Source organism: Paenibacillus sp. Root444D2 (genome assembly GCF_001426375.1).
Lineage (GTDB): Bacteria > Bacillota > Bacilli > Paenibacillales > NBRC-103111 > Paenibacillus_E.
The window spans coordinates 775,743-799,900 of sequence record NZ_LMEO01000050.1 but is presented as its reverse complement, the minus strand read 5'-3'; the positions used below and the strand labels follow the sequence as shown (position 1 = coordinate 799,900).

Genomic DNA, 24,158 nt, shown 5'->3' with positions numbered 1-24,158 from the left:
AACACCTTATCCTAGAGGATTTTATCCTTTCGGGAGGGTGTTCTTTCTACTATAATTGGGATAGGAAGAGCAAACAAGAAACGGCCAAACTTGTAGGCTTTTATAGGGGAACACGACATGAGAGCTATGTATATATTGCAGAAAATAGGACGTTCATTGATGATTCCGATTGCGGTGCTGCCGGCGGCATCCATTCTTCTTCGTATTGGGAAAATGACGTTTAGTGATCCATTTCTTATGCAGGTGGCTCAGATTTTTGAGTTAGGCGGAAGTGCGATTTTTGATAATTTGCCATTCATATTTGCAATTGGTATAGCCATTGGACTTACGTCCGGGGATGGGATTGCGGCACTTGCTGCTGCGGTTGGCTATTTAGTGTTTGACAATGTCTTGAAGCATTTTCAAGTGGGGACCGACTCTGTGGAACGGCTGGATATGGGTGTTCTAGGCGGTATGCTCGTTGGCATGCTATCTGCGACGTTCTTTAACAGGTTCCAAAATACCCGGCTGCCCAAAGCGCTCGGGTTTTTCGGAGGCAAGCGATTCGTTCCGTTAATCACATCTCTGGTTATGGTTTTCCTAGGGGTGTTGATGGGATTCATCTGGCCTCCCGTTCAAAGGGGCATAAGTGTAATCGGGTTATGGATCGTTGACAATGGAAACATTGGCGTATTTATCTACGGAATGATGAACAGGCTTCTAATCCCTACGGGTTTGCATCATATTATTAATAATATAGCTTGGTTTCAAATCGGAGATTATGTCACACCTACTGGTAAAATGCTGCATGGCGATATCTCACGATTTTTTGCTGGAGATCCAGAAGCAGGACTATTCACGACAGGTTATTACCCCGTTATTATGTTTGGGCTTCCTGCTGCGGCCTTAGCATTAATCAGAAGCTCGTCTTCTAACCGTCAGTTTGTTGTTCCTGTGATGCTCAGTGCTGCATTAACCAGCTTCCTTACAGGTATAACAGAGCCAATTGAGTTTGCTTTTATGTTCTTAGCACCAGGCTTATATCTGATACATGCCGTCTTAACTGGCTTTTCCATGGTAATCATGAATATGCTTCAGGTGAAAATGGGATTCGGCTTCTCAGCCGGATTTATTGATCTCGTTCTCAGCTGGCATCAATCTACGAATCCTTATTGGATTATCCTTATTGGGGTAGGGTACTTCTTCCTTTATTATGTCGTATTTCGGACCTATCTTCATTTCTTTCCCTTCAAAGTGCCCGCTCAGGACGAAGCTGCTAAGCTTGAAACAGAGGATGCCCAAGAGATCATCGAAAAAAAGATAGAAGACCGTCCTACCAGCATTCTAAGGCATATTGGCGGACCTTCTAACATTATCTCGATCGATGCTTGCATTACACGACTACGGCTCTTAGTGAATGAAGAAAATTTAATCATGGACAGCGAGCTTAAAGACCTTGGCGCTATTGGAGTTATCAGACTTGGCAAAGGAAACGTGCACATTGTTTTTGGCACGGAATCGGAGCAAATTCGAGAAAGTATTAAACCCATGCTTCACCTGCAAAAAGACAAATCAGGACAAGCCTAAGAACGCGGAGGTGTCTTATGATTGAACGGACGATCATTCATGTACTGTCCCATAATGTGGTGATGGCACATTTGACATCAGGGAAAAATTCCATTGCTTTTGGAAAAGGAATTGGATTCAAAAAAACGCCAGGAATGCTCATTAGCGAAGGTGAGATCACACAAGAATTTCTTCTGCATACATCCGAAGTTCTTAAAAATTACGAACAAATTCTGAATGCGGTTGATTTGAAAATTATCGGGATTACGGAGGAAGTCATCGCGTATGCACAAAGCATGCTGGAAGGCGACTTCTCCGAAACGATTCACGCCTCGTTGGTCGATCATATTAACTTTGCTGTCGAACGACAAAAGCGGGGTATTTTCATCACGAATCCATTCGCTTATGAAATTGGGTATATGTATCCTGAGGAATACAAAGTAGCCAAGAAGTCCGTAGATTTCCTCAATGATCATTTGGATGTGAAATTGCCGGAAGATGAAGTTGCCTTCTTGGCCATGCATTTCAATGGCGCACGTAAAAAAGAGCAAGCTTCTGATTCCTTAACGGTAGTTAGAGTAGTGTCGCAGACGATCGAATCTGCCAAAGAATTAGGCTTTAATTTCGATGATTCGTTCTCAACACTGCGGTTCATTAGTCACCTGAAAGGTGTCATTGAACGGGTCAAACAAAAAAAGACACTCCAGAACTCGCTGCTTGAAAAGATTAAAGAGGAGTATGGAGACACCTATGTGAAGGCGAAGGTATTATCTCTCATGCTGAGTGATTCTCTTCAATTAGAAGTTCCTGACGATGAAACGGGTTACTTGACGATGCATCTGGAACGACTGCTTCAACGAACAGAAGCATAGGCTATTAAATAGCTAATCTGGATTCCCTTGCAACCTTCATGGAGCAGGGATTTTTTGTTTGAAATAGAGACGAAATGCCTTTATGTGGATTGCATATTTGCACGTTGTCAGCTAAACTGACTGTTAGAGTCATTAGAGAACGGAGTGCATAGGACATGCTGTATAAGAAGTTAGGAAAACCAATCTTGTTCCGAATGGATCCGGAGAAGGCGCATCATCTTACGATTGACGGGCTAAGTGCTGTAGTGAGCTTCCCAGGGGGGAAACAACTGCTCAAATCCATGTATGGAGTGCCCTATTCACCAATCTTGGCCCAACAATTATGGGGACTGCAATTTGCAAATCCAATAGGTCTGGCAGCTGGTTTAGATAAAAATGCCAAGGCCGTTAAGGGATTCTCACAACTAGGCTTTGGTTTCATGGAAGTAGGCACAATTACACCAAAGCCACAACCGGGCAATGAGCTGCCGCGGCTATTTCGTCTTCCGGAAGACAAGGCGCTTATCAACCGAATGGGCTTTAATAATGTAGGTACAGACGTGATGGCTACTAACTTGATGAAGACAGGTAAACGCGACATACCCGTAGCTATTAACATAGGTAAAAATAAGACGACACCGAATGAGCAGGCCGAAGAGGATTATCGAACTTGCATTCGGGAGTTATATACATATGGTGATTTCTTTGTTGTGAATATTAGCTCACCAAATACACCGGATTTGCGTAATTTACAGCATGGGAATGATTTGAAGCGACTGCTTGATGCAGTTACAACGGAAATGCAGCTTCAAGAGAAGAAGAATGGTCAAACAGGAAAACCTGTTTTGGTTAAAATTGCGCCGGATCTCACGGATGAAGAGCTTGAATTAACCGTGCATACGATTAAGGATAGCGGTATTTCTGGGATTATCGCCACGAACACTACGCTCAGCAGACAAGGGCTAGTACACCCTAATCGCGAGCAAGCAGGCGGACTTAGCGGAAAGCCACTAACACAGCGAACTACAGAAGTCATTAGACGTGTCTATCAACTGACGGAAGGCAAGCTGCCGATCATTGGGTCCGGGGGAATATTTACTGCGCAAGATGCCTATGACAAAATTCGGGCCGGAGCAAGCTTAGTTGAAGTGTATACAGGCTTTATTTATGAAGGACCTGGAATGCTTACTAGCTTGAATAAAGGCCTACAAGATTTGCTGAGGAGAGATGGGTATACACATATTTCCCAAGCAATCGGCGCAGATCAGCACTGACTTCATTCAGAATGGAGGATAAAAGAATGGATGGACGAGATTGGAAGAAATTTCTCCTGCCTTATGAACAAGCGGTGGAGGAGCTAAAAGTAAAATTCAAGACACTGCGTGGCGAACTCAAGAGCAGAGAAGAGTATGCACCTATTGAATTCGTAACAGGACGTGTCAAAAAGATATCAAGTGTACTGGAGAAAGCGAAACGCTTGAGTGTTCCAATGGATCAATTAGAGTCCGGTATCGAGGATATCGCTGGGATTCGGATTATGTGTCAGTTTGTAGAAGACATTGATCGTTTGGCCGAGCTGATTCGCAGCAGACAAGATATGAATGTAGTCTACGAAAAAGATTATATTGCCAATAAGAAACCGAGTGGCTATCGAAGCTTTCATATTATTATTGAATATCCTGTTCAAACCGCTTTGGGAATGAAACGAATATTAGCTGAGGTGCAAATTCGGACACTCGCCATGAATTTCTGGGCGACGATCGAGCACTCTTTGAATTATAAATATAAAGAACAGTTACCAGTTGAGGTTAGAGCCCGTCTTAGTAAAGCAGCCGAGGCTGCTTATCTCTTGGATCAGGAAATGTCCAGCATTCGTGGTGAGATTGTTGCGTCTCAGAAGATGTTTGAGGATAACTCGAATTTGGTAAATATCGTACTCAATAACATTCAGGAACTTTATTTCTATCATCGGGTTCGGGAAGCCGCTCAATTTCAGCTGAGATTTAACGAGATATGGGAGACGGAAGAAGGGTTGAGTGATCTTTCGTCCGATATTGAGGCTGCAATCAATAGAGCGAAAAAAGGAGATAATAACTGATCTATGAGTACCTACGATCGTTTATATGTGGCTTACTTATACTATTTCAATGATCAGCGAGATTATTTCGAATGTCATGAAGTGATGGAGGAGCTTTGGCTGGAGGAAGGCCGAAGCCCCTTATACCAAGGTCTACTGCAGGTTGCAGTGGGCCTTTATCATCATGCCAATGGAAACGTAAGCGGTTCCATCAAACTCTTTAGCGCTGGACTGGATAAGCTAGCACCATACCCTGCACATTCGCTCGGTATTGATTTGGAAAAATTGATTCGAGATAGTCAAAATTACTTAACAAAGCTGTTGCGTATAGAGGAAGAACCGTTCGCTCCTTATGACCTTAACATTCATATTCTAGATGATGAACTGGGTGAACTTCTTGCACAATTGAAGCTTAACCCACCTCAACATGAAGAGGAGGAAGGCCATGATTGAGGTTCGTCAGCTGAGCAAATATTATCAAGTACATGAGCGAGAGCCTGGATTCATGGCATCTTTGAAAAGCTTGTTTCACCGCAAGTTCCGCACCGTTAAAGCCGTAGACGATGTTTCCTTTTCCATACCGGAAGGTGAAATTGTGGCTTTTCTTGGTCCGAATGGGGCCGGCAAGACGACTACGATGAAAGTATTAACTGGACTGCTGCATCCTTCAGGTGGTGAAGTGAAGGTGGGCGGTTTTGTTCCTTTTCAGCAAAAAAAAGAATTTAAGAAGCAGATTTCGCTCGTCATGGGACAGAAAAGTCAGCTTATCTGGGACATTCCCGCAGCGGAAACGTTTCTCGTTAATAAAGTCATTTATGAGATACCTGATCGGGAATATGAAGAAACCTTAGGAGATTTGGTGCAGCTGCTCCAGTTGGAAGAAGTCATCCGTAAACCGGTTAGACAGCTTTCACTGGGGGAGCGGATGAAGTGTGAGCTGGCAGCGGCGCTGCTGCATCGCCCGCGTATTGTATTTCTAGATGAGCCGACGATTGGCCTCGATGTGAATATGCAAGAAGTGATGCGTCGATTCATTCAGGATTACAGCCGTAAATATAAGGCGACAATCTTACTGACAAGTCACTATATGGCGGATGTTACGGCGTTATGTGAGCGAGTGCTGGTGATTGGAAAAGGTCGACTCCTATATGATGGTGCTATATCCCAACTGGTTGACAAGTATGCGCCTAATAAGCGTATTCGTCTTCAATTGACTGAGCGGGTAAAGGAATCAGAGCTAATCGAAGTAACCCAAGGGTTAGGGACGTTATTTCATTATGCGTTTCCGAATGTGGAAATAGACGTGCCGAGAGAGCAAGTTTCTGAACTTTCAGCCCGATTATTAACCCATTTGACGGTATTGGATTTGACCATTGAAGATCCTTCCATGGAATCGGTGATCGCACAAGCCTTTGAAGCGGGGACCGAAGGGGGAAGTTAAGGACCATGAAGGCGTTAGCTTTATTTTGGCAAAAATATCGTATGCTGCTTCGAGTTGAATGGGCTGTAATGTTTGCCTATCGGAGTGAATCGCTCATTTGGATGATAGGAGCATTCATTCAACCTTTGGTCAGTATGGCTGTTTGGCTCTCGATAAGCGATAAGAATTCCATTGGTGGGTATACCGCACATGATTATATGGTGTATTTCCTGGGAGTACTTCTAGTAGATCGATTAACGAGTACGTGGGATGTGTGGGAGCTGGATGCCAGTATTCAGGACGGGTCGCTCTCCGCCAAGATTGTACGTCCCTTACATCCGGTTCACTGGAGTATCTCGCAAAACCTGGTATATAAGTTGTTTTTCGCTATCTTGCTAATCCCCGCATGGGCGATAGCTGCTGTGTTTATCCCTATGCTCAGGGTGACTATTTCTTTGGAAATAATTGTGCTCTCGTTTTTCGCTATTGTGCTATCCTCTGCAATCCGCTTTCTAATTGGTTTCGAGTTTGGTCTGATGGCTTTTTGGACGAATAGGGCGACTGCGATTTATAGCTTATATGAGGGTGTTCATTTGTTTCTTGCTGGTCGTTTAGCCCCGCTGAGTATGTTCCCTGCTTGGGTTGAAAAAATGGCAGCCTGGCTGCCTTTTTATGGAACCGTCGGATTTCCAGTTGAGCTGCTAACTGGCAAGCTTAAGCTTGGATCATCTGCGATACTTCATAACTTTGGGATACAGCTTATTTGGCTTATTGTCCTTCTTGTAACGTTTCGGTTGATGTGGCGACAAGGGATGAAAAAGTACGGCGCTGTAGGCGGATGAGGAAGGGGCGGTGCGACAGTGATCAAATACATACGACTATTTAGGGAGTTTATGCGGGCATGTTTAGTCGAGGAGTTCGAGTATAGAGCTAACTTTGCCGCAAATCTCCTTTCCACGGTATTTTGGCTATTCATGGCGATTTTGACCGTTCAATTATACTTTTATCGAACACAGGAGATTGGCGGCTGGGGTTTCTATGAGGTGCTGGTGCTTCTAGGTATTTTTAACGCGGTACACGGTTTTATTGAATTTATCCTACAGCCGAATATGTCTCGTCTCGTCAGTCATATCCGTAAAGGGACATTGGATTTCATCCTGACGAAACCAGTGGACAGCCAATTTTTCATTAGTTTTAGACATCTAGTTTTCTGGCGATTAGCCGATATTATTCTTGGCTTTGGCTTGACGGCTTATGCACTCTGGGAGCTGGACGCTATTCCTAGTATTGCGGGGCTTATACGCTTTGTCATTGTTTTCCTTGCATCGTTGGTTGTGGTCTATTCGCTTTGGATGGGCATGATGATGTTCTCGTTCTGGGCTGTTAAAGTAGATAACTTGTCCTATTTATTTAGTTCGTTTTTTGAAACGGCACGGTTTCCAGTTTCGGTCTATAAAGGATTATTACGATTCACCTTAACCTATATTTTTCCGATTGCTTTCATAACGACATTCCCAGCTGCAGCGCTCATTGGTCGAATCAGTGGATGGCAAGTCGTTTGGAGTGTTGGGATTGCAATGGTTTGTTTCGGATTGACGAGGGCTTTATGGAAGATCGCTTTACGCCATTATACCAGTGCGAGTAGTTAAGTTTTTGAGGCGAAAATAGAGAAAGGACTTCCCACCTTGCGGTGTAAGAAGTTCTTTTTTGCGTGGAATGAGTTACCCAGCCTTTCATACATAAAATTAAGGGAAGTGGGAAAACTTTTCCATAAGACATAGTTATTCCTATGAATTTGGTGGTGGCGATCTGATGAAATCTTGGACGAAAACGCTACATCAACTATTTAACAGAAAGAAAACTACTCTCCTCCTTTCACAAGAGAGGGAGCCAATGGAAATGACTATTTTGCAGCAAAGCCTTTATCTTGATATTGGACTGAACCTCGCTCAGATCAAAACGATTTTTGGACATAGCTCTGATATAGTAACCGGAGAGTTATGCCTGGATGCCGAAAATACCAACAAGATTGGCTATGTATACTTAGATCAATTGGTTAATAAATCATTTTTTCAAGAAGTGACGAATGCTCTATTTACAGGAACTACTCAGCTCATCGAAGCCATAAATACCGGTTTCTATGATTCACCAGATTTGATTAGGAACAGCATTCATGCCTGTGGGGAAGTCAAAACGATCGAAGATTTTCAAGTATTGTGCCAGAATATGTTATCTGGTGAGACTGTTATTTTAATCGATGGCTATGCACTTGCACTTTCAGTGAATACAGCTGGCGGAGATATGCGTTCTGTAGAAGAGCCATCAACGCAATCCGTAGTAAGAGGTCCTCGTGATGGATTCACGGAATCGATCGGCACGAATATATCCCTCATTCGCAAACGAATTAAGAGCCCCAATTTATGGTTAGAAACCACGGTGATTGGCAGAGTCACTCAAACCACAGTGTCCATTATGTACATAAATGGAATCGTAAATAACAAAATTGTTGAAGAGATACGTCTCCGGCTTGCACGAATTGATATTGATGGGATTCTGGAAAGCGGCAATATCGAGGAACTTATACAGGATGAAACCTTCACGCCGTTTCCAACACTATACAATACAGAACGTCCCGATGTTATCGCGTCAGGATTGCTTGAGGGTCGTGTTGCCATCCTGGTAGATGGAACCCCCTTTGTGCTTGAGGCGCCAGCGCTGTTCACCCAATTTTTCCAATCCGCTGAAGATTATTACCAACGGGCTGAATTTGCCACACTTATCCGCATATTACGATATATATGCTTCTTTATCTCATTGATGGCTCCTTCGTTCTACATCGCCATTACAACATTTCATCAAGAGCTATTGCCCAGCTCACTCCTGTTCAACTTAGCCGCGCAGCGAGAAGGCATACCATTTCCGGCTTTTGTTGAGGCACTTCTTATGGAAATTACCTTTGAAATCTTGCGCGAAGCCGGTGTCCGTCTACCCAAAACAGTAGGCCAAGCTGTATCTATCGTAGGTGCCTTGGTTATTGGGCAGGGAGCTGTGGATGCAGGGCTAGTTTCACCGGCAATGGTAATTGTCGTTGCCATTACAGCGATTTCCAACTTTGTAATCCCGGCTTTTAGCATGGGCATTCCAATCCGCATCATTCGGTTTATTCTGATGATTTTTGCCGCAACATTTGGTTTATTCGGGATCACCGTTGGTTTAATCGCGATGGTCCAACATTTATGCAGCTTGCGCTCCTTCGGGGTGCCGTATATGGCTCCTATGGCGCCTTTTGTCCTTGATGACCAGAAAGATACCATTCTTAGATTCCCCCAATGGGGGCTATTCTCTAGACCACGTTTCATTAGTCAAAAAAATAACATTCGGGAAAATAATACCCCAACAACGAAACCAACAAGGAAGTAAAAGGGAGGAGGGCTCTGCCTGATGAAAAGATTAGGTCGTATTCTTTGTACACTTATCTTAGTAGGCATCGTGCTCTCCGGGTGTTGGGATCGACATGAATTAAATGATCTGGCCATCACGGTTGGTGTAGGATTAGATAAAAGTGGAAAAGATTATCTAGTTACAGCACAGATTGTGAACCCAAGCGAAGTTGCAGCTAAAAAAGGGAGTGGCTATAGTACTGCAATTACAACCTTTTCAGCGACGGGGGTTTCAACATTAGAAGCAGCAAGAAAGTTGACGACATTGATTCCCCGGAAGATATTCGGTTCTCATTTACGTATTCTCGTAATTGGTGAAGAGCTTGCACGTGAAGGTGTTTCCAAGGTTTTGGATGGCCTCGCCAGAGACCATGAAATTCGATCTGATTTCTATATCATTGTTGCCAGAGACACGACGGCAGCCAGTGTTCTTAAAATTTTGACCCCAATAGAAAGAATTCCAGCTAATAAAATGTTTAAAACACTAGAGTCGTCTGAAAAAGCGTGGGCACCAACCGTTAGTGTTGAGCTGGATCGATTTATATCCAACCTTGGTAAACCTACAAGAAATTCGGTACTGACTGGGATTCGGATTCTAGGAGATAAGCAGAAAGGAAAGTCGGAATCTAATTTATCAGAGACTACGCCTTCCTCTTATTTGGAGTATTCAGGAATAGCTATATTTATGAAGGATAAGCTTGTCGACTGGCTTAACGAAGAAGAAAGTAAAGGATTTAACTACATCATGGGAAACGTTAAAAGTACGATGGGGCATCTCAAGTGTCCCCAAGGTGAAACATTATCGATTGAAGTCATCCGAACAAATACTAAAGTTAAAGGTCATGTTGTAAACGGCAAGCCTGAAATTAACATACACTTATTCATGGAGGAAAATATAAGTGAAGTTCATTGCCAGATCGATTTGTTGGATCCTAACACCATTCACGAATTAGAACAAATCTCCAAAACTACGCTAAAAAAAATTATGACTTCTGCAATTAAAAAGGCTAAACAGAACAAAGCTGATATTTTCGGCTTTGGAGAAGCCATAGAAGATGTCTCCCCCAAGACCTGGTTGAAAGTAAAATCGGATTGGGAGAACGAATTCGCCAAGATAAAAGTGAACATCGACACCGATGTTCATATTCGTGGTTTGGGAACAACAAATAATTCAATTATTGAGCGTTCAGTGGAGGACTGATTCGAATGGTGACAATTCTCTTGAACGTGATCATTGCTACTATCATCGGTCTAATTGAAGCCCCTGCTCTAATACGTAAAAAGCAAGTCTTAGAAAGCTGGGTTTTCTTTTCTCTTCTATTTATAGGAACCCTTCTTAGTATCCTGTTAAGACTTAGAGTAAAACTTCCTAACCCACTTGACCTGATTACCTATTTCTATAAACCTGTCAGCGAAATTGTTTTTGGTATCCTAAAGTAGAGGTGTATGAAATGATCGAGAAAGGTAAAATTGGCGTCCATCAATTTACCATCCTAACTATCCTATTCACAATTGGCAGCTCCATTCTCATAGCTCCCTCTGGACTTGCTTATGAGGCTAAGCAGGATGCATGGATTGCCGCAATTCTGGGACTACTTGTCGGGTTACTTCTAGTTATGCTGTATCAAGCAATTGGAAATCGTTTCCCCCAAAAAACATTGGTTGCTTATAGTGAGGAACTTATGGGGAAGTGGATGGGAAAAGCGGTTTCCTTACTTTACTTTTGCTTTTTTTTCATTCTAGCGGCACTCGTTCTTCGCAATCTTGGGGATTTTATCTCAACACAAGTATTAGTGGATACGCCTCTGCAATTCACGCAAATCTTTTTCTTAGGCGTTATCATTCTTGGTATTCGAAATGGGATAGAGACATTCACTCGAACTTCGGAAATTTTTCTGCCATGGGTATTAATTTTTTTCTTCCTTATGTGTATTCTTCTCCCCTCCAAAATGCAAATTGATTGTTTAAAACCCCTTTTAGGCTACGGATTGAAACCTATCGTACGTGCAGCGGTTCCACTTATCGGAACTCCTTACATGGAGCTTGTTGTATTCTTAATGATTATTCCTTTCGTGAAGCATACGAAAAAACTGGGGAAGGCATTCCTTGTTGGGGTTTCCATTGGCGGAAGTTTGTTAATTATTATATCGCTCTTGTCTATTCTCGTATTAGGAGATAATTTGACAGCCGTTCAAATGTATCCGAGCTATAGCTTAGCCAAAAAAATTAGTATAGGTTCCATCCTTGAACGTCTAGAGGTCTTCATGGCAGGGATCTGGTTTATTACCATCTACTTCAAGCTTTCCATATGTTTCTATGCGGCTACAATGACTTTCGGTGAAGTATTTAATCTGAGAGATGTTCGGCAGCTTTATTTGCCTTTGGGGATGATATTAATCGTTCTTTCGGTCATTGCTTACCCTAACGCGGCTTATTTCATTCAGTTTGCGAGCAAAATATGGGTCTTTTATTCGGGGACATTCGGGCTTGTCATCCCTCTGTTATTACTCATTTTGGCTATTTTTAGAAAAAAACGCAAACCATTAGGTTAATAGAAAAAGCAGCGGGATCTCCGCTGCTTTTTATCGTAGGATTTAACCTTTATACTTTTGGAAAAAGGCTTTGAAAGTTTCAGGAGTGTTGCCTCCGGTTGAGCCTGATTCAGGAACACCGCCAACAATTCGCTCGACTTCTACACCATTTTTGTAGTAGACGAGTGTAGGTGTGGATTCGATTTTATATTTCTGCCAGCCCTCTTTGAATTCTTCCAAGTTGAATTGTTTGACATCAATACCTAGCTCTTTTTCTATAGGAACAAGAACTGGGGTTGTTAATTTACAATGCGGGCAGGTCGAAGCATAATAATATTGGAAAAATGTTTCTTTGTTCTTTAGTCTTTGATCCAAATCTTTCGGTAGAATAAGGTTTTGATAGTTCGGATCAGTTAATTGTTTTACAGTTTCCGGATTTAATTTGGATGCAGCAACGCCATAGGGATTACCAGCATTAGCTTTGTCCGAAGTTTTGGTAGACTGCTGATTAACGAAATATAAGCCTCCAAATAAAACAAGAACAATGCCTAGATAAATAAGCAGCTTCTTCAATGTATGCACCTCTTTATAATGTTTACTTTCTACTATCTTCTATAAAAAGTATAGCATATCCTGTTGATATTTTGAAAATAATTGGCTGTTTGGTGACAAGTTAGATATAATACCGATATTAAAAGATGAAAGAGAAGATGTCCGGATGACGAAGCAGCTGCCTGCCCTTTTTAAAGAAAAGATGATTGATTTATTGGGTGAAAATGAATTTGAGCAATTTCTGGAATCGTATGACCAAGCGAGAACGTTTGGTTTAAGAGTGAACACGGTGAAGGTGGAAAAGGCGGATTTTTTGGCGAAAAGTCCATTTGCGCTGAGCGCGGTGCCTTGGGCTACCGATGGCTTTTATTATGAAGAAGGTGAACGACCAGGGAAGCATCCCTATTATCATGCAGGCCTTTACTATATTCAAGAGCCAAGCGCGATGGCGCCTGTAGAATTGCTGCAAGTACTCCCAGGGGACCGTGTTCTTGATTTATGTGCCGCACCTGGCGGGAAATCAACGCAAATAGCCGCTAAGCTTCAAGGCGAAGGGGTGCTTGTTGTTAATGACATTCATTCTGATCGTGTGAAGGCATTAGTTAAAAACCTTGAGCTTTTGGGAGTTAGAAACGCTATTGTTTTGAATGAGAAGCCGGAGCGGATGTTAAAGGTCTTCCAAGGCTATTTCGATAAAATACTAATAGATGCGCCTTGTTCAGGTGAAGGGATGTTCCGTAAAGAAGAAGAGATGATGCAGCAATGGGAGCGTCATTCGGTACAGGAATTTGCTAGTATGCAGAGAGAACTGCTTGGTCAGGCGGCTCAAATGCTAGCGCCCGGCGGAATGATTGTATATTCGACCTGTACGTTCTCACCGGAGGAGAATGAAGCGCAGATCGCGGAGTTTTTGGACAAGCATCCGGCGTTTGATGTGGTTCCGGTTGAGGGCTTTGGTGCTGGAAGGTCGGAATGGCTGCGTTCGCCTTGGTGTGAGGAGGAGTTTTCTGAACGCGCTCGAGAGGCTGTGGCGGGAACTGCTCGGCTTTGGCCGCATCGTTTGCGGGGCGAGGGGCACTATGTTGCTGTGCTGCGGCGGGACGGGGCTGCCACCGCGGGAGATGCTAGAGATGCGCAAGAGGTAGGGAGTGATCCCGACGTTGTGTCGGCATCGGTAGTTGGGAAGCGCAGCGGCCGTGAGGCGCTGCGGAAGGGTCGCGCGGAGACGTCGACTCGCGCGGCTGTGAGCTTGGAGCCGCTGGAGGCTTTCTCGGGCGAGCTGCTTCGCAGCGAGCCCTTCGCCCGTGCGCGGCTCGTGTGTTACGGCGAGCACGCGTATGCGTCGCCGGCAGGTTTGCCCGAGCTGCACGGACTGAAAGTCGTGCGGCCGGGCTGGTACATCGGCGCGCTGCACCGCGGCCGATTCGAACCGTCCCATGCGCTAGCCATGGGACTGCGCATGCGCGAAGCCAAGCGAGCGCTGAGCTTGGCTTCGAGCGACGAGCGAGCCCTTCGGTACCTGAAGGGCGAGACGCTCGAAGTCGCGGAGAGCGAGATCATCCGCGACCCGGAAGTGACCAAGTCAGCCAAAGGCTACTGCCTAGTCTGCATTGAAGATCATCCCGTCGGTTGGGGCAAATGGCACGACGGGATGCTGAAGAACGAATACCCGCCCGGCTGGAGGTGGACCTAATCGGTCATGAAACAAACACAAAGGCTCGATAAAATACTCGCCCATGTGGGCATTGGCACACGCTCTGAACTCAAACGCCTCGCCAAAGAAGGCGCGATTTTCGTCAACGGTGTGAAAGTCAAAGACAGCGGTATGCAGGTGAACACCGATACCGATATCATCACTGTAAACGGTGAATCGGTGTCATATCGTGAGTTCGTTTACCTCATGATGAATAAACCGCAGGGGGTCGTTTCTGCCACAGAAGACAACCGCGACCGCACGGTTGTGGATCTTTTGGATAAGGCATATGCGCCATTCGAGGTTTTCCCTGTTGGACGATTGGACAAGGATACAGAAGGCTTCCTTTTGCTAACGAACGATGGGAAATTGGCCCATAACCTTCTTTCTCCACGCAAACATGTACCCAAAACCTACTTCGCAAAAGTGGAGTGGGAGGTTAGTGAATCGGACCGCGAAGCCTTCTCTCAAGGTGTTACTTTGGACGATGGATATGAAACACTTCCGGGTATTTTGAAAATTCTGAAGACCGGTAATGAGTCTGAAAATGAGCCCTCGGAAATCGAGCTAACGATCATGGAGGGCAAATTCCATCAGGTGAAACGGATGTTTCAAGCTGTAGGCAAAAAAGTCGTATACTTGAAACGGATTTCGATGGGGCCACTAGCTTTAGATCCAAGTTTAGCATTGGGTCAAGTGAGAGAGTTGAGTAAAGAGGAACTTCTTGCTTTACAGAATGCCAATTAAGTTTAACGAACAGCATGCACAGCCGCTGCAATATGAAACGGCTTGTGCGTGTTTTTTTTAGGAAAGTTGTACATCGTACAACAATTTCACTGATTTCTTCTGGCTAAGCGAAAGATGTTGTATGTGGTACAACAATTTATCCTTTTTTGATGTGATTGAACGGATTTTGGCTAAAATTATTGTATTTATTGCAACATCGGTGAGAAAAATGCTGATTAGCATGCGAAATGTTGTACAAAATGCAACAACACGGAAAGCAATCGGTTGTTTAAATCATAAATGTCTTAGGCGTAACTTGCCTTGTTTCAACTTTTAAAAACTCGCTTATCCAAGGACGACTTAAGCCAAATTATTTTAATGAATCTTACTAAAGCTCTTCCCATTTCTTTAGGATGGATGCAATAATCTCCTTTTTGGTCTCCTCAGCAAGTCCGTTCCTTAGTTCTGTGATGAATTCAATGAAGAGCAACGACAAAAGCTCATTCAGGTCCATTTCCAATGGAATCTCATACTTGCAATCCCAATCATCGAAAAACACCGCTATTCGGTTGACTTCTCTTGGATGGATGTCTACGTTAAGGGTCAAATAATCCCTTGCACCGGTCATACTAGACACGTTAGACAAACTCCATTGAAACTTCTCAACTCTATTTATCTCTCGCAGATTGTTACCTACAACGCTAGTATTTGTGTTTAAAAAGTGACTGTAGTTTTCTCTCAAATCCAACACGTAATCATACAAATCCTTATCTTGGCGTACGTGATCGAGAAAATTATCAAATAATAGCTTTACGAGAAACGTTATATTCATACCAAGGAGGTCTTCATTGGTTGTGTATTGAATATCTTCAATGAAAACTTCTGCCCGGTTAAAAAAATCGCGAGGTGCACGGACTTTAACGGTTTTATAAAATTCAGGAGTTTCCCTGTTAAAAAAACTAGTCCATGATTTTAAAGTTAGCATACAAGCGGTCCTCCTTTTCTTCTCTATTACTACTTATTCTAAATCTAGCACACATATGACAATCGGCACGAAAGCTTTAGCCAAGGGGAGGGGGAAAACGAAGCGGAAAAGTAACATCTTAAAATTAGAGATTTACAAAACTACTAGTATATGGTATTTTCAAACAAGAAGAATATGGAATGCGTGCGGAAGAACCGCCCATGTGTCGCTGTGTGCTAGGCGATTACTGGGCGGTTTTTTATGTAATGCGATGCTACCGATAATGATAAGTCACGTTTTGTATGTAATGAGTGACCAATAGAAAGAGGGGATTATTATGAGAAAAAGGTTTTCAATGATTTTATGTACGGTACTATGCGCAACATCTATAGGGTATGATGCGGTTAATTCCTCCGCACAAAGCCCCATCAAGTTCGTGGACACATCGCAGCATTGGGCCGAAAAGTCTATTCAAAATGCAGTGGAAAAGAAATACGTTGATGGCTATGACGATGGAAGCTTTAAGCCAGATTTACCAATTAGCCGTGCTGAGTTTATCAAAATGTTATCTTCTGCCGCAGGTGAAAAAGTTGAAAAGGTTGAGGGAAATGATTGGTACGTGCCTTATGTTAACAGGCTGAAGGAGTTAAGTGTTATTCCAGTGGAATTTCCGGAGAGATATAATGAGCCACTTCAACGCTTTGAAATGGCTATGTTAAGCGCTCGGAGTGTGGATAAAGCTTTGAAGGGGTCAATGCTTGATTCTGTGAAATTAGGGTTGATTCATGGGGTTAGCACGACAGATTTGGCGCCTTATGGTACTAGTACTCGAGCACAGGCGATAACGATTATTGAGCGTATCTTGTCGGCTAAAAAGGGTGAGAAATTACCGGTAGATAAGTATGCTGCAAGTGCTGCAGAAATTGCTGAGACTGGTAGTAATGTGGGTACAATGCTTGGTTTAAAGGCAAAGGAAATGGGAACCACTTGGAAGTATGCTGAGGGCGTTACGGTTAAGTTGAATAAACTTATCGTTGCCGATCCTGCTGATCCAGATGATCCTTACATGAAGCTTATTGATATGCGGACTTGGGAACAAACAACCAGTAAAACTGACAACAAAGTTATTTTAGCAAACTTCACTGTAGTTGCTATTGGAACTGGTGTGGGAGCTCCAGATTTGTTTCCTTCTCAAGTATTAACGCAGTTGGACACTTCAAATTATCTTCTGATGTCCGAGCAGGCGTTGACACGGTGGATGAAATTTAATAAACCTCAGACTAACGAGGGTTATGTAGCCTACGTACTTCCTAATCGATTTGCTAATCTTGGAATTGTATTTAATATTTTAAATACTGATACAATATTGGCAATTAAATAGGGGTGTGATCATGTTGCGTAAATTTGTTCACAGGGCAATTTTATTTATAATATTTATTGAATTATTATTGCCATTCATTGGCACAGGAGGTGTCAAAGCCGCCTCATCTATTACTTTGTATTACAATTTTGAACAAGGAACTTATAGCACATCATCTGTTGCTGCTCAATATTCTTCCTCCGCAACTAAGACATTCACTAAGGATGTCAGTTCACTTCTTGGTGGGACGATTGCAGGGGTTACTTTAAATAATCAGGGTGGTTCTGGTGGTAGTGCCTCATTTACAGGAACCACTATAACTTTGACCAGTTTTGCTGGTGGAAACACCACTGTTTATGGCAAATCTGCGACATTCCCAATGCACCAAATTTATCGACAACCATCAGGGAAAATATGGGAACACAAGGGATCAAAGACTATTCCGGTTGAGTTCGATGGTGCTAGTGGAAACCCTTCCCCGTATCCGGGAGCTATCCCATTGTGGGGCCGAAAAAGATACACATTAGTTGACAATTTTAATTATGGTGACTCTGCCACTTTTGGACCTGACTTACGTTACTCCTTTCAATCACCCCTATACAGCACTAATGGTGCTAGTGGCGATAAAGAAGCTGATTACGGTAAAGAGGGATATGCTGTTACCACAGCATATGAAGTGTCTCGGGCCTCTAAATGGTACTTAAATCAATCTTCTGTTAGTGTGGGTGGTCTTGGTGCAGATATAACTGATCCGGATAAGTTAGATCAAAGTAGCATAGAAATAATTGGGGCTGAAAAGCCGAGTGCGGGGTATGGTGCAAGACCCTTAGCTTATGGTAAAGGTGATGTTGCTGGAACTGGTATGATCCGCACTATGATGCTATTAGACGACACTGTACCCGCTAACCAGATTTATGATAGTCCCGACTCTGATGGCTCTGGTGGTTTGTCGCGTAACTATGAAATGTTCGCTATCGGACTTTGGAGTGGCACAACGTATAAGTATCAAATGTCTATAGACGTTTCTTACACCGCCCCAGTCAAGGCAGATCTAGCTTCCGTATCAATTGATGCAGGTGCTTGTGTGCCTCAGAATGCAAGTGTAAACATCACGATAAAATTTAAAAACATTGGTATTGCGATCCCCAGTGGAACATCCTTCAGCGTAACCCTAGCCGCCGACGGCTCAGTGTTCAAAACTCTTTCCTACACATCTGGTCTATCTTCAGGAGAGACCAAAACCGAGATCATCCCCTACACCTTCAGCAGTATGAAAAGCATCACGCTAACCGTTGATTCCAATGACGATATCTCAGAAACAACTGCCTCTAATAATATACTTACTCAATTCATTACTCCCCAAGCAAGTTGTACACCAAGCGGCGGAAACTTTAGCGGAACTACCTCAGCCGATAAGCCCTCAATTCCTTGGAAAGATTCCAACCTCATTAAAGCAGACTGGACGATTCCTTCTGGCTGTATCCCTGTTCAAGGAAGGTTCATTTTATCCCAAACTACAGGTGCATATATTCAATACGGTTGGAGTTCGTTAAGTAGTACTTCTGTGAGTGATATGTCCATTTTTGCTTATGGGATGATGGGTTTTACGGGTTATCCAGGCGATATTACAAGCGGCGAAGTGGTTATTGAATACAAGCTTGAGGATAGCTGTGGAGGAACTTCCTATTTCTATGAAGGCAAGTTTACAGTCGGTCCAAAACCTCCGAATAGACCACCTCAATTTGAGATTGGATGGTTTGCTGATGCTGATTACTATAGTAGGATTCCTTTATCGGATTCCATTGTTGGTGATAAATTAAATGTGAGGTTGTTGCCAGAAATTGCTCCTAACCATTACGATCCTGACGATGATATCGTAACTTTCGAGTGGTTATTCCCAAGCAGCTCAAGTACTTGGATCAAGAGCTTTCCTTCTATGGGCTATCTAAAGGGTGAGGATAAGCTTACGTGGTTAACGGCATCAACAGCCGGTGACCATACGATAACTGCGAAAATGTGTGATGATAAGGGAGCTTGTACGCAAAAGGATGCAACAATAGCTATTATGCGTCCGGAGCCTTTACCCTGTATTAATGTACCGAACCGTGTCGTACAAAACCGTCCTCTTGCAGCTAATGCAATTAATGGAGCTTGCAGCAAACCAGCTAAAAACAGAACGATAGCGGAGTATTTCTGGACGAATAATCTCCCCGTTTATCCCAATGTAGGCATAGAGACTGTAACCTTAGAAGTAAAGGACAATTATGGTGTCCGCAGCTTGCCAGAAAACATAGCAATTAAAAACATAAACGTTGTGGAGGATAAACCTCCCGTAGCTGCCATCAACTTGCCTATCTTTGCTGTAAGAGGAAATGTTCCGTTCAGGGATTTATCTTTCAGTCCCGATGGAGATGTAATCGTAGAAACGTCTATTACCTATGTGTACGATAGCAATGACGATGGCATTTTCAATGATCATATGCCTTTAAATATACCGATAACCGTTGGTGGACCGGCTATACTTTCAGCTCCTAAGGTAGGTAAGTATAAATTAACGGTAAAAACAAAGGAGGATTGGGGGTTAACGCATACCAAAAGCTATGTGGTTGATATCAAAAATGATTCTCCCGAAGTTTCATTCAGTGTCACAAGCGCAAATCCAGAACCTCCTTTGTTTCATACAACATTAGAAAATGAAATGCTAATGGCATATGGGGATCAGTGGCAAGGTTCATCTTTAACCAATCCTAATTTAAATAAAGTGAAGGATATTGGATTTACATACAACACGGCTACCAACGGATTAACATCTCATTATGGTAAACAGCCTTTCAATGGCCCTGCCACAGGATTAACGATTACTCCTGAACAGTACCAAAAAACAACCTATAACGCTTGGCATACGTTCCCCGTTCCTCAGTTATTTAATACACAATTTTTGGGTAACAGATATGGAGTTGGTTCTATTGGTTCCATTCCATTTTTTGACGGTACTAATACTAAAATAGACGGAGGTTTGGGAAATACTTATGATTATGTTCAACAAAAGTATATCCCTATTAAACCTACACCTGATAACCCAGGAAAGTTCCTAGCTTATGATGCTAAAGGTGGAGCTTATTCGGTAGACTTCAAATCCGGATATTATAATGATAATGATTATAGTGAGACATGGACTATTTATCGTAAAACTGCTGATGGTACATCTTGGAAACGTTCTGGTCAGTACATCTATGATGGCTGTTCTGGTGACTGTTCGTCCAGTGAAAGTGGAACAAGATCACCTCATGCTAATCTGAAACTAAACAATGACGGAACTAAGGTTTCGCTTGGAGGTAACTACTCATGGCAATGTGGGTGTGTTGTGACTACTTGGCTTGATGTAGAGACAGGATTAGAAGTAGCTGCTAATACTGTTATTCCTGCACCTACTCTAACGGGTATCTATGAGGACTCAGAAGTATATCTGTATCGAGAGCAACCAATGAATTTAACTACGGATACATATAGTTCTGGGAATTGGGGGTCTAGCAGTAACCGATCAGGAACAGTTAGTGAATACTTTGTATCTTATAATAAGCAAACGGGTGTTACGAAGAAGATAGAAATATACAAAGATATCTACTTCAATAATCGTTCAAGAAGTGAAGATGGCAGCGTAATACGAGGTGATGGTTCAGATAGCGATAGTTCAACATTAATTGAGGTGAATTATTCTGTCTCGGCTGATGGCTATGTCTATATCGTTGACGGTATGAACAAAATCGTAGTTGCTGATAAGTACGCAAACCAACTTGCTTCCTATACGACCAAAGGAACTAGACCAACTAATACCTTTTCTCACGAACAAACGCTTCAAGAGAGGTTTAGATATACGGTATCTTCGGCAGGATTAAGTGCAGATGGAGAGTTTCAAGTCGTTCTTCAAGAAGAGCATTATAAGTTAAGAAGATGGAACTTTCAATGGACGTCCTGTGGTTCTTGTAGTGTAGGCAGCTATGTTTCTCACTATGATGAAGATGATAGTCAATCTGAACGTAAATTCTACTATTATAAGATAAATGGTGGAACGACTAGTCCTTCCAGCTACGCTTTAGCGGAAATAGGTCAAACCATGAAGAAGGATACGAGTATTGGAGACGCAGATTACGTGTTCGATTTCTTGCAAGCTAGTGTGAATATGAATGTGAATGCTCCTTCGGGTTTAATCTTCAGGGCAACGAATAACAATACGATGTATCGATTAGAGTTTACAACAAACAAAATAAGCTTATCGAAGCTCGTTGGCGGTGTTCGTACTGAGTTACGGTCAACGCCAGTCTGGTTGTCTACGACATCTTTTAACAACATGAAGGTTAGTGTTAGAGGTGGAAAAATAAAAGTACGGATGGGTACTGTTCCTATTCTGGAAGTAACCGATCTTGCTTTAACAGAGGGTACTTATGGATTTTTCATAGGCGGATATGGTTCTCACTTCCGTAACTTTTATGTCAAAGTACCAATTGTAGATAACAACAAAATTAGCGATACCGGCATTGCGGGAGAAGAACTGACGTACGCTACGGAGTATGCGGATCCTGAAAGTGATGATCATTTGATTAGTAAGGATAAATGGAAATACGAGCATACGAACTCTACGAAATTTTTAGATTCGGGGGATGGTAAAAGTGGACTTTCTGCTTACAATAATCAAACATTTAATGGAGATCCGATTAAAACGTTAGATAAGGTAGGGGTTTATAAATTAACTTTTATTGGTGCAGATGATCCTACGCCTGTTGGCTTTAAATATCCGAATCCTGCCTTTGCAGAGTACCTGTCTGAATCTGATCCTTATACTAGAAATGTATTGATCCATCGTAGACCAATAGGGGTTTTGAATGTAAATCAAGATATCTATTATAACGTGACTTACGATGATCAAAGCTATGATCCTGATCGTTGGCTAAACAATTGGACTTACTCTACGGAACCAACTGGCATTGATTATTCGGCAACTAGAGGAATTATTGAGCGCAGATACGAGTACATAAAGCCAGATGGTACAACTGTAAATGGAAAATTATTGAGAGTAAAAGAAATGGGGGCTTATACATTTAGGGTAGCTGTAAAAGATGAATACGGTGCGTGGTCTGATTGGGCAGAAGCTATATTGTGGCTAGACGCACTACCTGCGAATCATGCGCCTTTCGTTGATATTACGAGCCATACGAGTACGGATATGAATAATCCGTCTGGCTCAACAGGGAATAATCCTTTATTTACATGGAATGCGGTAGATTACGATGCGGATAGCCGAATTGTACGTTCGGAAATAGACGTGCAACAATACTACTATAATTATTATAATAATCCGCAATGGCAATGGTTTAGTATGAATAACCCTAATATTGCAAAAGTCTCTAATGTACTCAGTGATGGCCATACAGTTTCATTAAGCTATAACTATCCAATGACTGTGTACGCCAATCAAACTTACAGGGTTAGAATTAGGGTACAGGATGAACAAGGAGAATGGTCTGGATGGTCGGAAAGGTATTTTGCATTAGGATTTCCTCCTACAGCTACTTTGACTTTTCCTAACGGTACCCAAGCCGAACCTACACCTATTTCTGACGGGGTTTTGAAACCTTCTTGGAATCAAAATGATCCAGATGTTCCAACGGAGTATCGTAGTTTCCAATATCGTATTCTTGATGCTAATGGTACTCAAGTTCAGTATAACCAATATGGGTACGTGTACGATGCTCAAAGATATGGTAGCTTTGCGCACTCTTGTAGCTATAATAGCGAAAATAGTTCCTGGAACAACTGTGATTATTACACGATTTCCAATACTTGGAATACTCATCCTACAGAGTGGTTTGGTCTTTCGTTAATCCAAGGTCAAAACGGCCCCTTCCAAGTTCAAGTTAGAGTACATGATGGAAGATACTGGTCAACGTGGTCTAATTCCGGTTGGTTTACGGCGAATAGACCTCCAGCAGCGAACATGACGATTCCAAGTGGGACGCAAGCTTCGCCTACTATTTTCTCCGAGCTGCGGCCTACCTTTGAGTGGAGCCAAAGCGATCCTGATCCGGGTACAACTTTTACTTATTTCCAAATGCAAATTACCAATGAGGCTAACGATGTGCTGTTACTGGACTCAGGGCAGTTCTACCAAGGGACGGTTTCTAACGTGGGGAGTTGGATGGTCAATCAGGAACTTCCAGCTGGCCAAAAACTCCGCGTTAGAGTTAGAGTATTTGATGGGGTTACTTGGTCAGATTATTCAGCGCAAACTTGGTTTTATATCAATCGAGCACCTGAGGCCGAATTTGACTGGACTCCAAAGCCAGTTTGGGAGGGGGATGTAGTGACAACCATGAATACCTCTTTCGACCTAGATGGTGATGTACTAACCTATGCGTGGAAATTAGAGCAACCTGACGGGGGTACTACCACTTTTTCCACTAAGGATATTTCTCATCGCTTTCTAAAGCCTGGGATGTATAAGGTGTCGTTAACCGTATCAGATGGACGACTTTCGAATACCGTAGTCAAAATGATTGCTGCTATGCCCTTGACGATTCATTCGGATGTAACCTATACAGACAACTGGCTGATTTTGCATGAAAAAAGCGGTCACCAAACAGTTTCGCCACCTAAGGACTTCTACTCTGGGGAAATATTCATAGTTTCTAGCAAGAGTTCACCTGCGCCTGTAGACGAAGTGACAGCTTGGATCGATACGACAGGGTTAGATGGGCATGCGATTTATGTGAATGAGCGTTTAGTTGCAGCAGGAGGGGATGCAACGTCTTTTAGCGGAGAACTATTTGATGCGAAATTCCAATCATTCGCGGAGGGCTTGCCTCAAGGAGTACAAACCATTCATTTTCAAATTCGTTACCGTAACGGTGTTGTGAAAAAGGAGGACATTCCTGTCCAAATCATTGGCAATGTCAATAAATCAGTCGGCGTTCATAGGGTTCAATAATTTGGAGGCAGTTATCT

The 24,158-nt window shown here is 42.8% G+C and carries 18 protein-coding genes; 16 read left to right on the top strand and 2 right to left on the bottom strand.

Annotated elements, in window-relative coordinates; translation table 11 throughout:
- Positions 1–117 precede the first annotated feature (117 nt).
- The 12 genes from ASD40_RS30925 to ASD40_RS30870 all read left to right on the top strand — a co-directional run bounded on the left by ASD40_RS30925 (position 118) and on the right by ASD40_RS30870 (position 11,885).
- Entirely contained in the window at positions 118–1,566 is a 1,449-nt protein-coding gene (locus tag ASD40_RS30925) for a PTS transporter subunit EIIC (protein ID WP_063860284.1), read from the top strand.
- A gap of 17 nt (positions 1,567–1,583) precedes the next feature.
- A complete protein-coding gene (locus tag ASD40_RS30920; RefSeq protein ID WP_057306950.1) occupies positions 1,584–2,417 on the top strand; it encodes a PRD domain-containing protein in 834 nt (277 codons plus the stop codon).
- A gap of 155 nt (positions 2,418–2,572) precedes the next feature.
- Positions 2,573–3,670, top strand: coding sequence for a quinone-dependent dihydroorotate dehydrogenase (locus ASD40_RS30915; RefSeq protein ID WP_057306949.1), 1,098 nt, complete (start codon positions 2,573–2,575; stop codon positions 3,668–3,670).
- Between the two features lie 26 nt (positions 3,671–3,696).
- The gene (locus ASD40_RS30910) at positions 3,697–4,494 is read left to right on the top strand and encodes a GTP pyrophosphokinase (RefSeq protein WP_057306948.1); all 798 of its coding nucleotides are present in this window, start codon (positions 3,697–3,699) and stop codon (positions 4,492–4,494) included.
- Between the two features lie 3 nt (positions 4,495–4,497).
- On the top strand, positions 4,498–4,926 hold the full coding sequence (locus tag ASD40_RS30905) for a DUF309 domain-containing protein (RefSeq protein ID WP_057306947.1): 429 nt from the start codon (positions 4,498–4,500) through the stop codon (positions 4,924–4,926).
- The gene (locus ASD40_RS30900; RefSeq protein ID WP_057306946.1) at positions 4,919–5,914 is read left to right on the top strand and encodes an ABC transporter ATP-binding protein; all 996 of its coding nucleotides are present in this window, start codon (positions 4,919–4,921) and stop codon (positions 5,912–5,914) included. The genes ASD40_RS30905 and ASD40_RS30900 overlap by 8 nt, the downstream gene beginning before the upstream one ends.
- A 5-nt stretch (positions 5,915–5,919) precedes the next feature.
- The gene (locus tag ASD40_RS30895) at positions 5,920–6,735 is read left to right on the top strand and encodes an ABC transporter permease (RefSeq protein WP_057306945.1); all 816 of its coding nucleotides are present in this window, start codon (positions 5,920–5,922) and stop codon (positions 6,733–6,735) included.
- Positions 6,736–6,753: 18 nt separating this feature from the next.
- Complete coding sequence (locus ASD40_RS30890; RefSeq protein ID WP_057306944.1) at positions 6,754–7,542, top strand: ABC transporter permease; 789 nt, start codon at positions 6,754–6,756, stop codon at positions 7,540–7,542.
- Between the two features lie 163 nt (positions 7,543–7,705).
- Positions 7,706–9,313, top strand: a complete 1,608-nt coding sequence (locus tag ASD40_RS30885; protein WP_057306943.1) for a spore germination protein — start codon at positions 7,706–7,708, stop codon at positions 9,311–9,313.
- Between the two features lie 21 nt (positions 9,314–9,334).
- Positions 9,335–10,534, top strand: coding sequence for a Ger(x)C family spore germination protein (locus ASD40_RS30880; RefSeq protein ID WP_057306942.1), 1,200 nt, complete (start codon positions 9,335–9,337; stop codon positions 10,532–10,534).
- A gap of 5 nt (positions 10,535–10,539) precedes the next feature.
- Positions 10,540–10,773, top strand: a complete 234-nt coding sequence (locus ASD40_RS30875; protein WP_057306941.1) for a hypothetical protein — start codon at positions 10,540–10,542, stop codon at positions 10,771–10,773.
- Between the two features lie 11 nt (positions 10,774–10,784).
- Positions 10,785–11,885, top strand: a complete 1,101-nt coding sequence (locus ASD40_RS30870) for a GerAB/ArcD/ProY family transporter (protein ID WP_057306940.1) — start codon at positions 10,785–10,787, stop codon at positions 11,883–11,885.
- Positions 11,886–11,927: 42 nt separating this feature from the next.
- Here the strand turns inward: ASD40_RS30870 and ASD40_RS30865 are convergent, their stop codons facing one another.
- Complete coding sequence (locus ASD40_RS30865) at positions 11,928–12,437, bottom strand: thioredoxin family protein (protein ID WP_057306939.1); 510 nt, start codon at positions 12,435–12,437, stop codon at positions 11,928–11,930.
- Positions 12,438–12,582: 145 nt separating this feature from the next.
- Here ASD40_RS30865 and ASD40_RS30860 point away from each other — a divergent pair, with 145 nt between their 5' ends.
- Together ASD40_RS30860 and ASD40_RS30855 are read left to right on the top strand one after the other, a co-directional pair.
- On the top strand, positions 12,583–14,109 hold the full coding sequence (locus tag ASD40_RS30860; protein ID WP_057306938.1) for an RsmB/NOP family class I SAM-dependent RNA methyltransferase: 1,527 nt from the start codon (positions 12,583–12,585) through the stop codon (positions 14,107–14,109).
- Between the two features lie 6 nt (positions 14,110–14,115).
- The gene (locus ASD40_RS30855; protein ID WP_057306937.1) at positions 14,116–14,856 is read left to right on the top strand and encodes a pseudouridine synthase; all 741 of its coding nucleotides are present in this window, start codon (positions 14,116–14,118) and stop codon (positions 14,854–14,856) included.
- A 367-nt stretch (positions 14,857–15,223) separates the two neighbouring features.
- Here ASD40_RS30855 and ASD40_RS30850 read toward each other — a convergent pair whose 3' ends face one another.
- Positions 15,224–15,820: a hypothetical protein gene (locus ASD40_RS30850; RefSeq protein WP_057306936.1), complete on the bottom strand. Its 597-nt coding sequence runs from the start codon at positions 15,818–15,820 to the stop codon at positions 15,224–15,226.
- A gap of 316 nt (positions 15,821–16,136) precedes the next feature.
- Between ASD40_RS30850 and ASD40_RS30845 the strand changes: the two genes are divergently transcribed.
- Together ASD40_RS30845 and ASD40_RS30840 are read left to right on the top strand one after the other, a co-directional pair.
- A complete protein-coding gene (locus tag ASD40_RS30845; RefSeq protein ID WP_057306935.1) occupies positions 16,137–17,180 on the top strand; it encodes an S-layer homology domain-containing protein in 1,044 nt (347 codons plus the stop codon).
- A 10-nt stretch (positions 17,181–17,190) separates the two neighbouring features.
- Positions 17,191–24,141, top strand: coding sequence for a PKD domain-containing protein (locus ASD40_RS30840; protein WP_057306934.1), 6,951 nt, complete (start codon positions 17,191–17,193; stop codon positions 24,139–24,141).
- Positions 24,142–24,158: the final 17 nt, after the last annotated feature.

Bases quoted from the DNA above. Each gene is read 5' to 3' on its own strand.
- ASD40_RS30925 (WP_063860284.1), top strand. From the start codon at position 118: ATGAGAGCTATGTATATATTGCAGAAAATAGGACGTTCATTGATGATT.
- ASD40_RS30920 (WP_057306950.1), top strand. From the start codon at position 1,584: ATGATTGAACGGACGATCATTCATGTACTGTCCCATAATGTGGTGATG.
- ASD40_RS30915 (WP_057306949.1), top strand. From the start codon at position 2,573: ATGCTGTATAAGAAGTTAGGAAAACCAATCTTGTTCCGAATGGATCCG.
- ASD40_RS30910 (WP_057306948.1), top strand. From the start codon at position 3,697: ATGGATGGACGAGATTGGAAGAAATTTCTCCTGCCTTATGAACAAGCG.
- ASD40_RS30905 (WP_057306947.1), top strand. From the start codon at position 4,498: ATGAGTACCTACGATCGTTTATATGTGGCTTACTTATACTATTTCAAT.
- ASD40_RS30900 (WP_057306946.1), top strand. From the start codon at position 4,919: ATGATTGAGGTTCGTCAGCTGAGCAAATATTATCAAGTACATGAGCGA.
- ASD40_RS30895 (WP_057306945.1), top strand. From the start codon at position 5,920: ATGAAGGCGTTAGCTTTATTTTGGCAAAAATATCGTATGCTGCTTCGA.
- ASD40_RS30885 (WP_057306943.1), top strand. From the start codon at position 7,706: ATGAAATCTTGGACGAAAACGCTACATCAACTATTTAACAGAAAGAAA.
- ASD40_RS30880 (WP_057306942.1), top strand. From the start codon at position 9,335: ATGAAAAGATTAGGTCGTATTCTTTGTACACTTATCTTAGTAGGCATC.
- ASD40_RS30875 (WP_057306941.1), top strand. From the start codon at position 10,540: ATGGTGACAATTCTCTTGAACGTGATCATTGCTACTATCATCGGTCTA.
- ASD40_RS30870 (WP_057306940.1), top strand. From the start codon at position 10,785: ATGATCGAGAAAGGTAAAATTGGCGTCCATCAATTTACCATCCTAACT.
- ASD40_RS30860 (WP_057306938.1), top strand. From the start codon at position 12,583: ATGACGAAGCAGCTGCCTGCCCTTTTTAAAGAAAAGATGATTGATTTA.
- ASD40_RS30855 (WP_057306937.1), top strand. From the start codon at position 14,116: ATGAAACAAACACAAAGGCTCGATAAAATACTCGCCCATGTGGGCATT.
- ASD40_RS30850 (WP_057306936.1), bottom strand. From the start codon at position 15,820: ATGCTAACTTTAAAATCATGGACTAGTTTTTTTAACAGGGAAACTCCT.
- ASD40_RS30845 (WP_057306935.1), top strand. From the start codon at position 16,137: ATGAGAAAAAGGTTTTCAATGATTTTATGTACGGTACTATGCGCAACA.
- ASD40_RS30840 (WP_057306934.1), top strand. From the start codon at position 17,191: ATGTTGCGTAAATTTGTTCACAGGGCAATTTTATTTATAATATTTATT.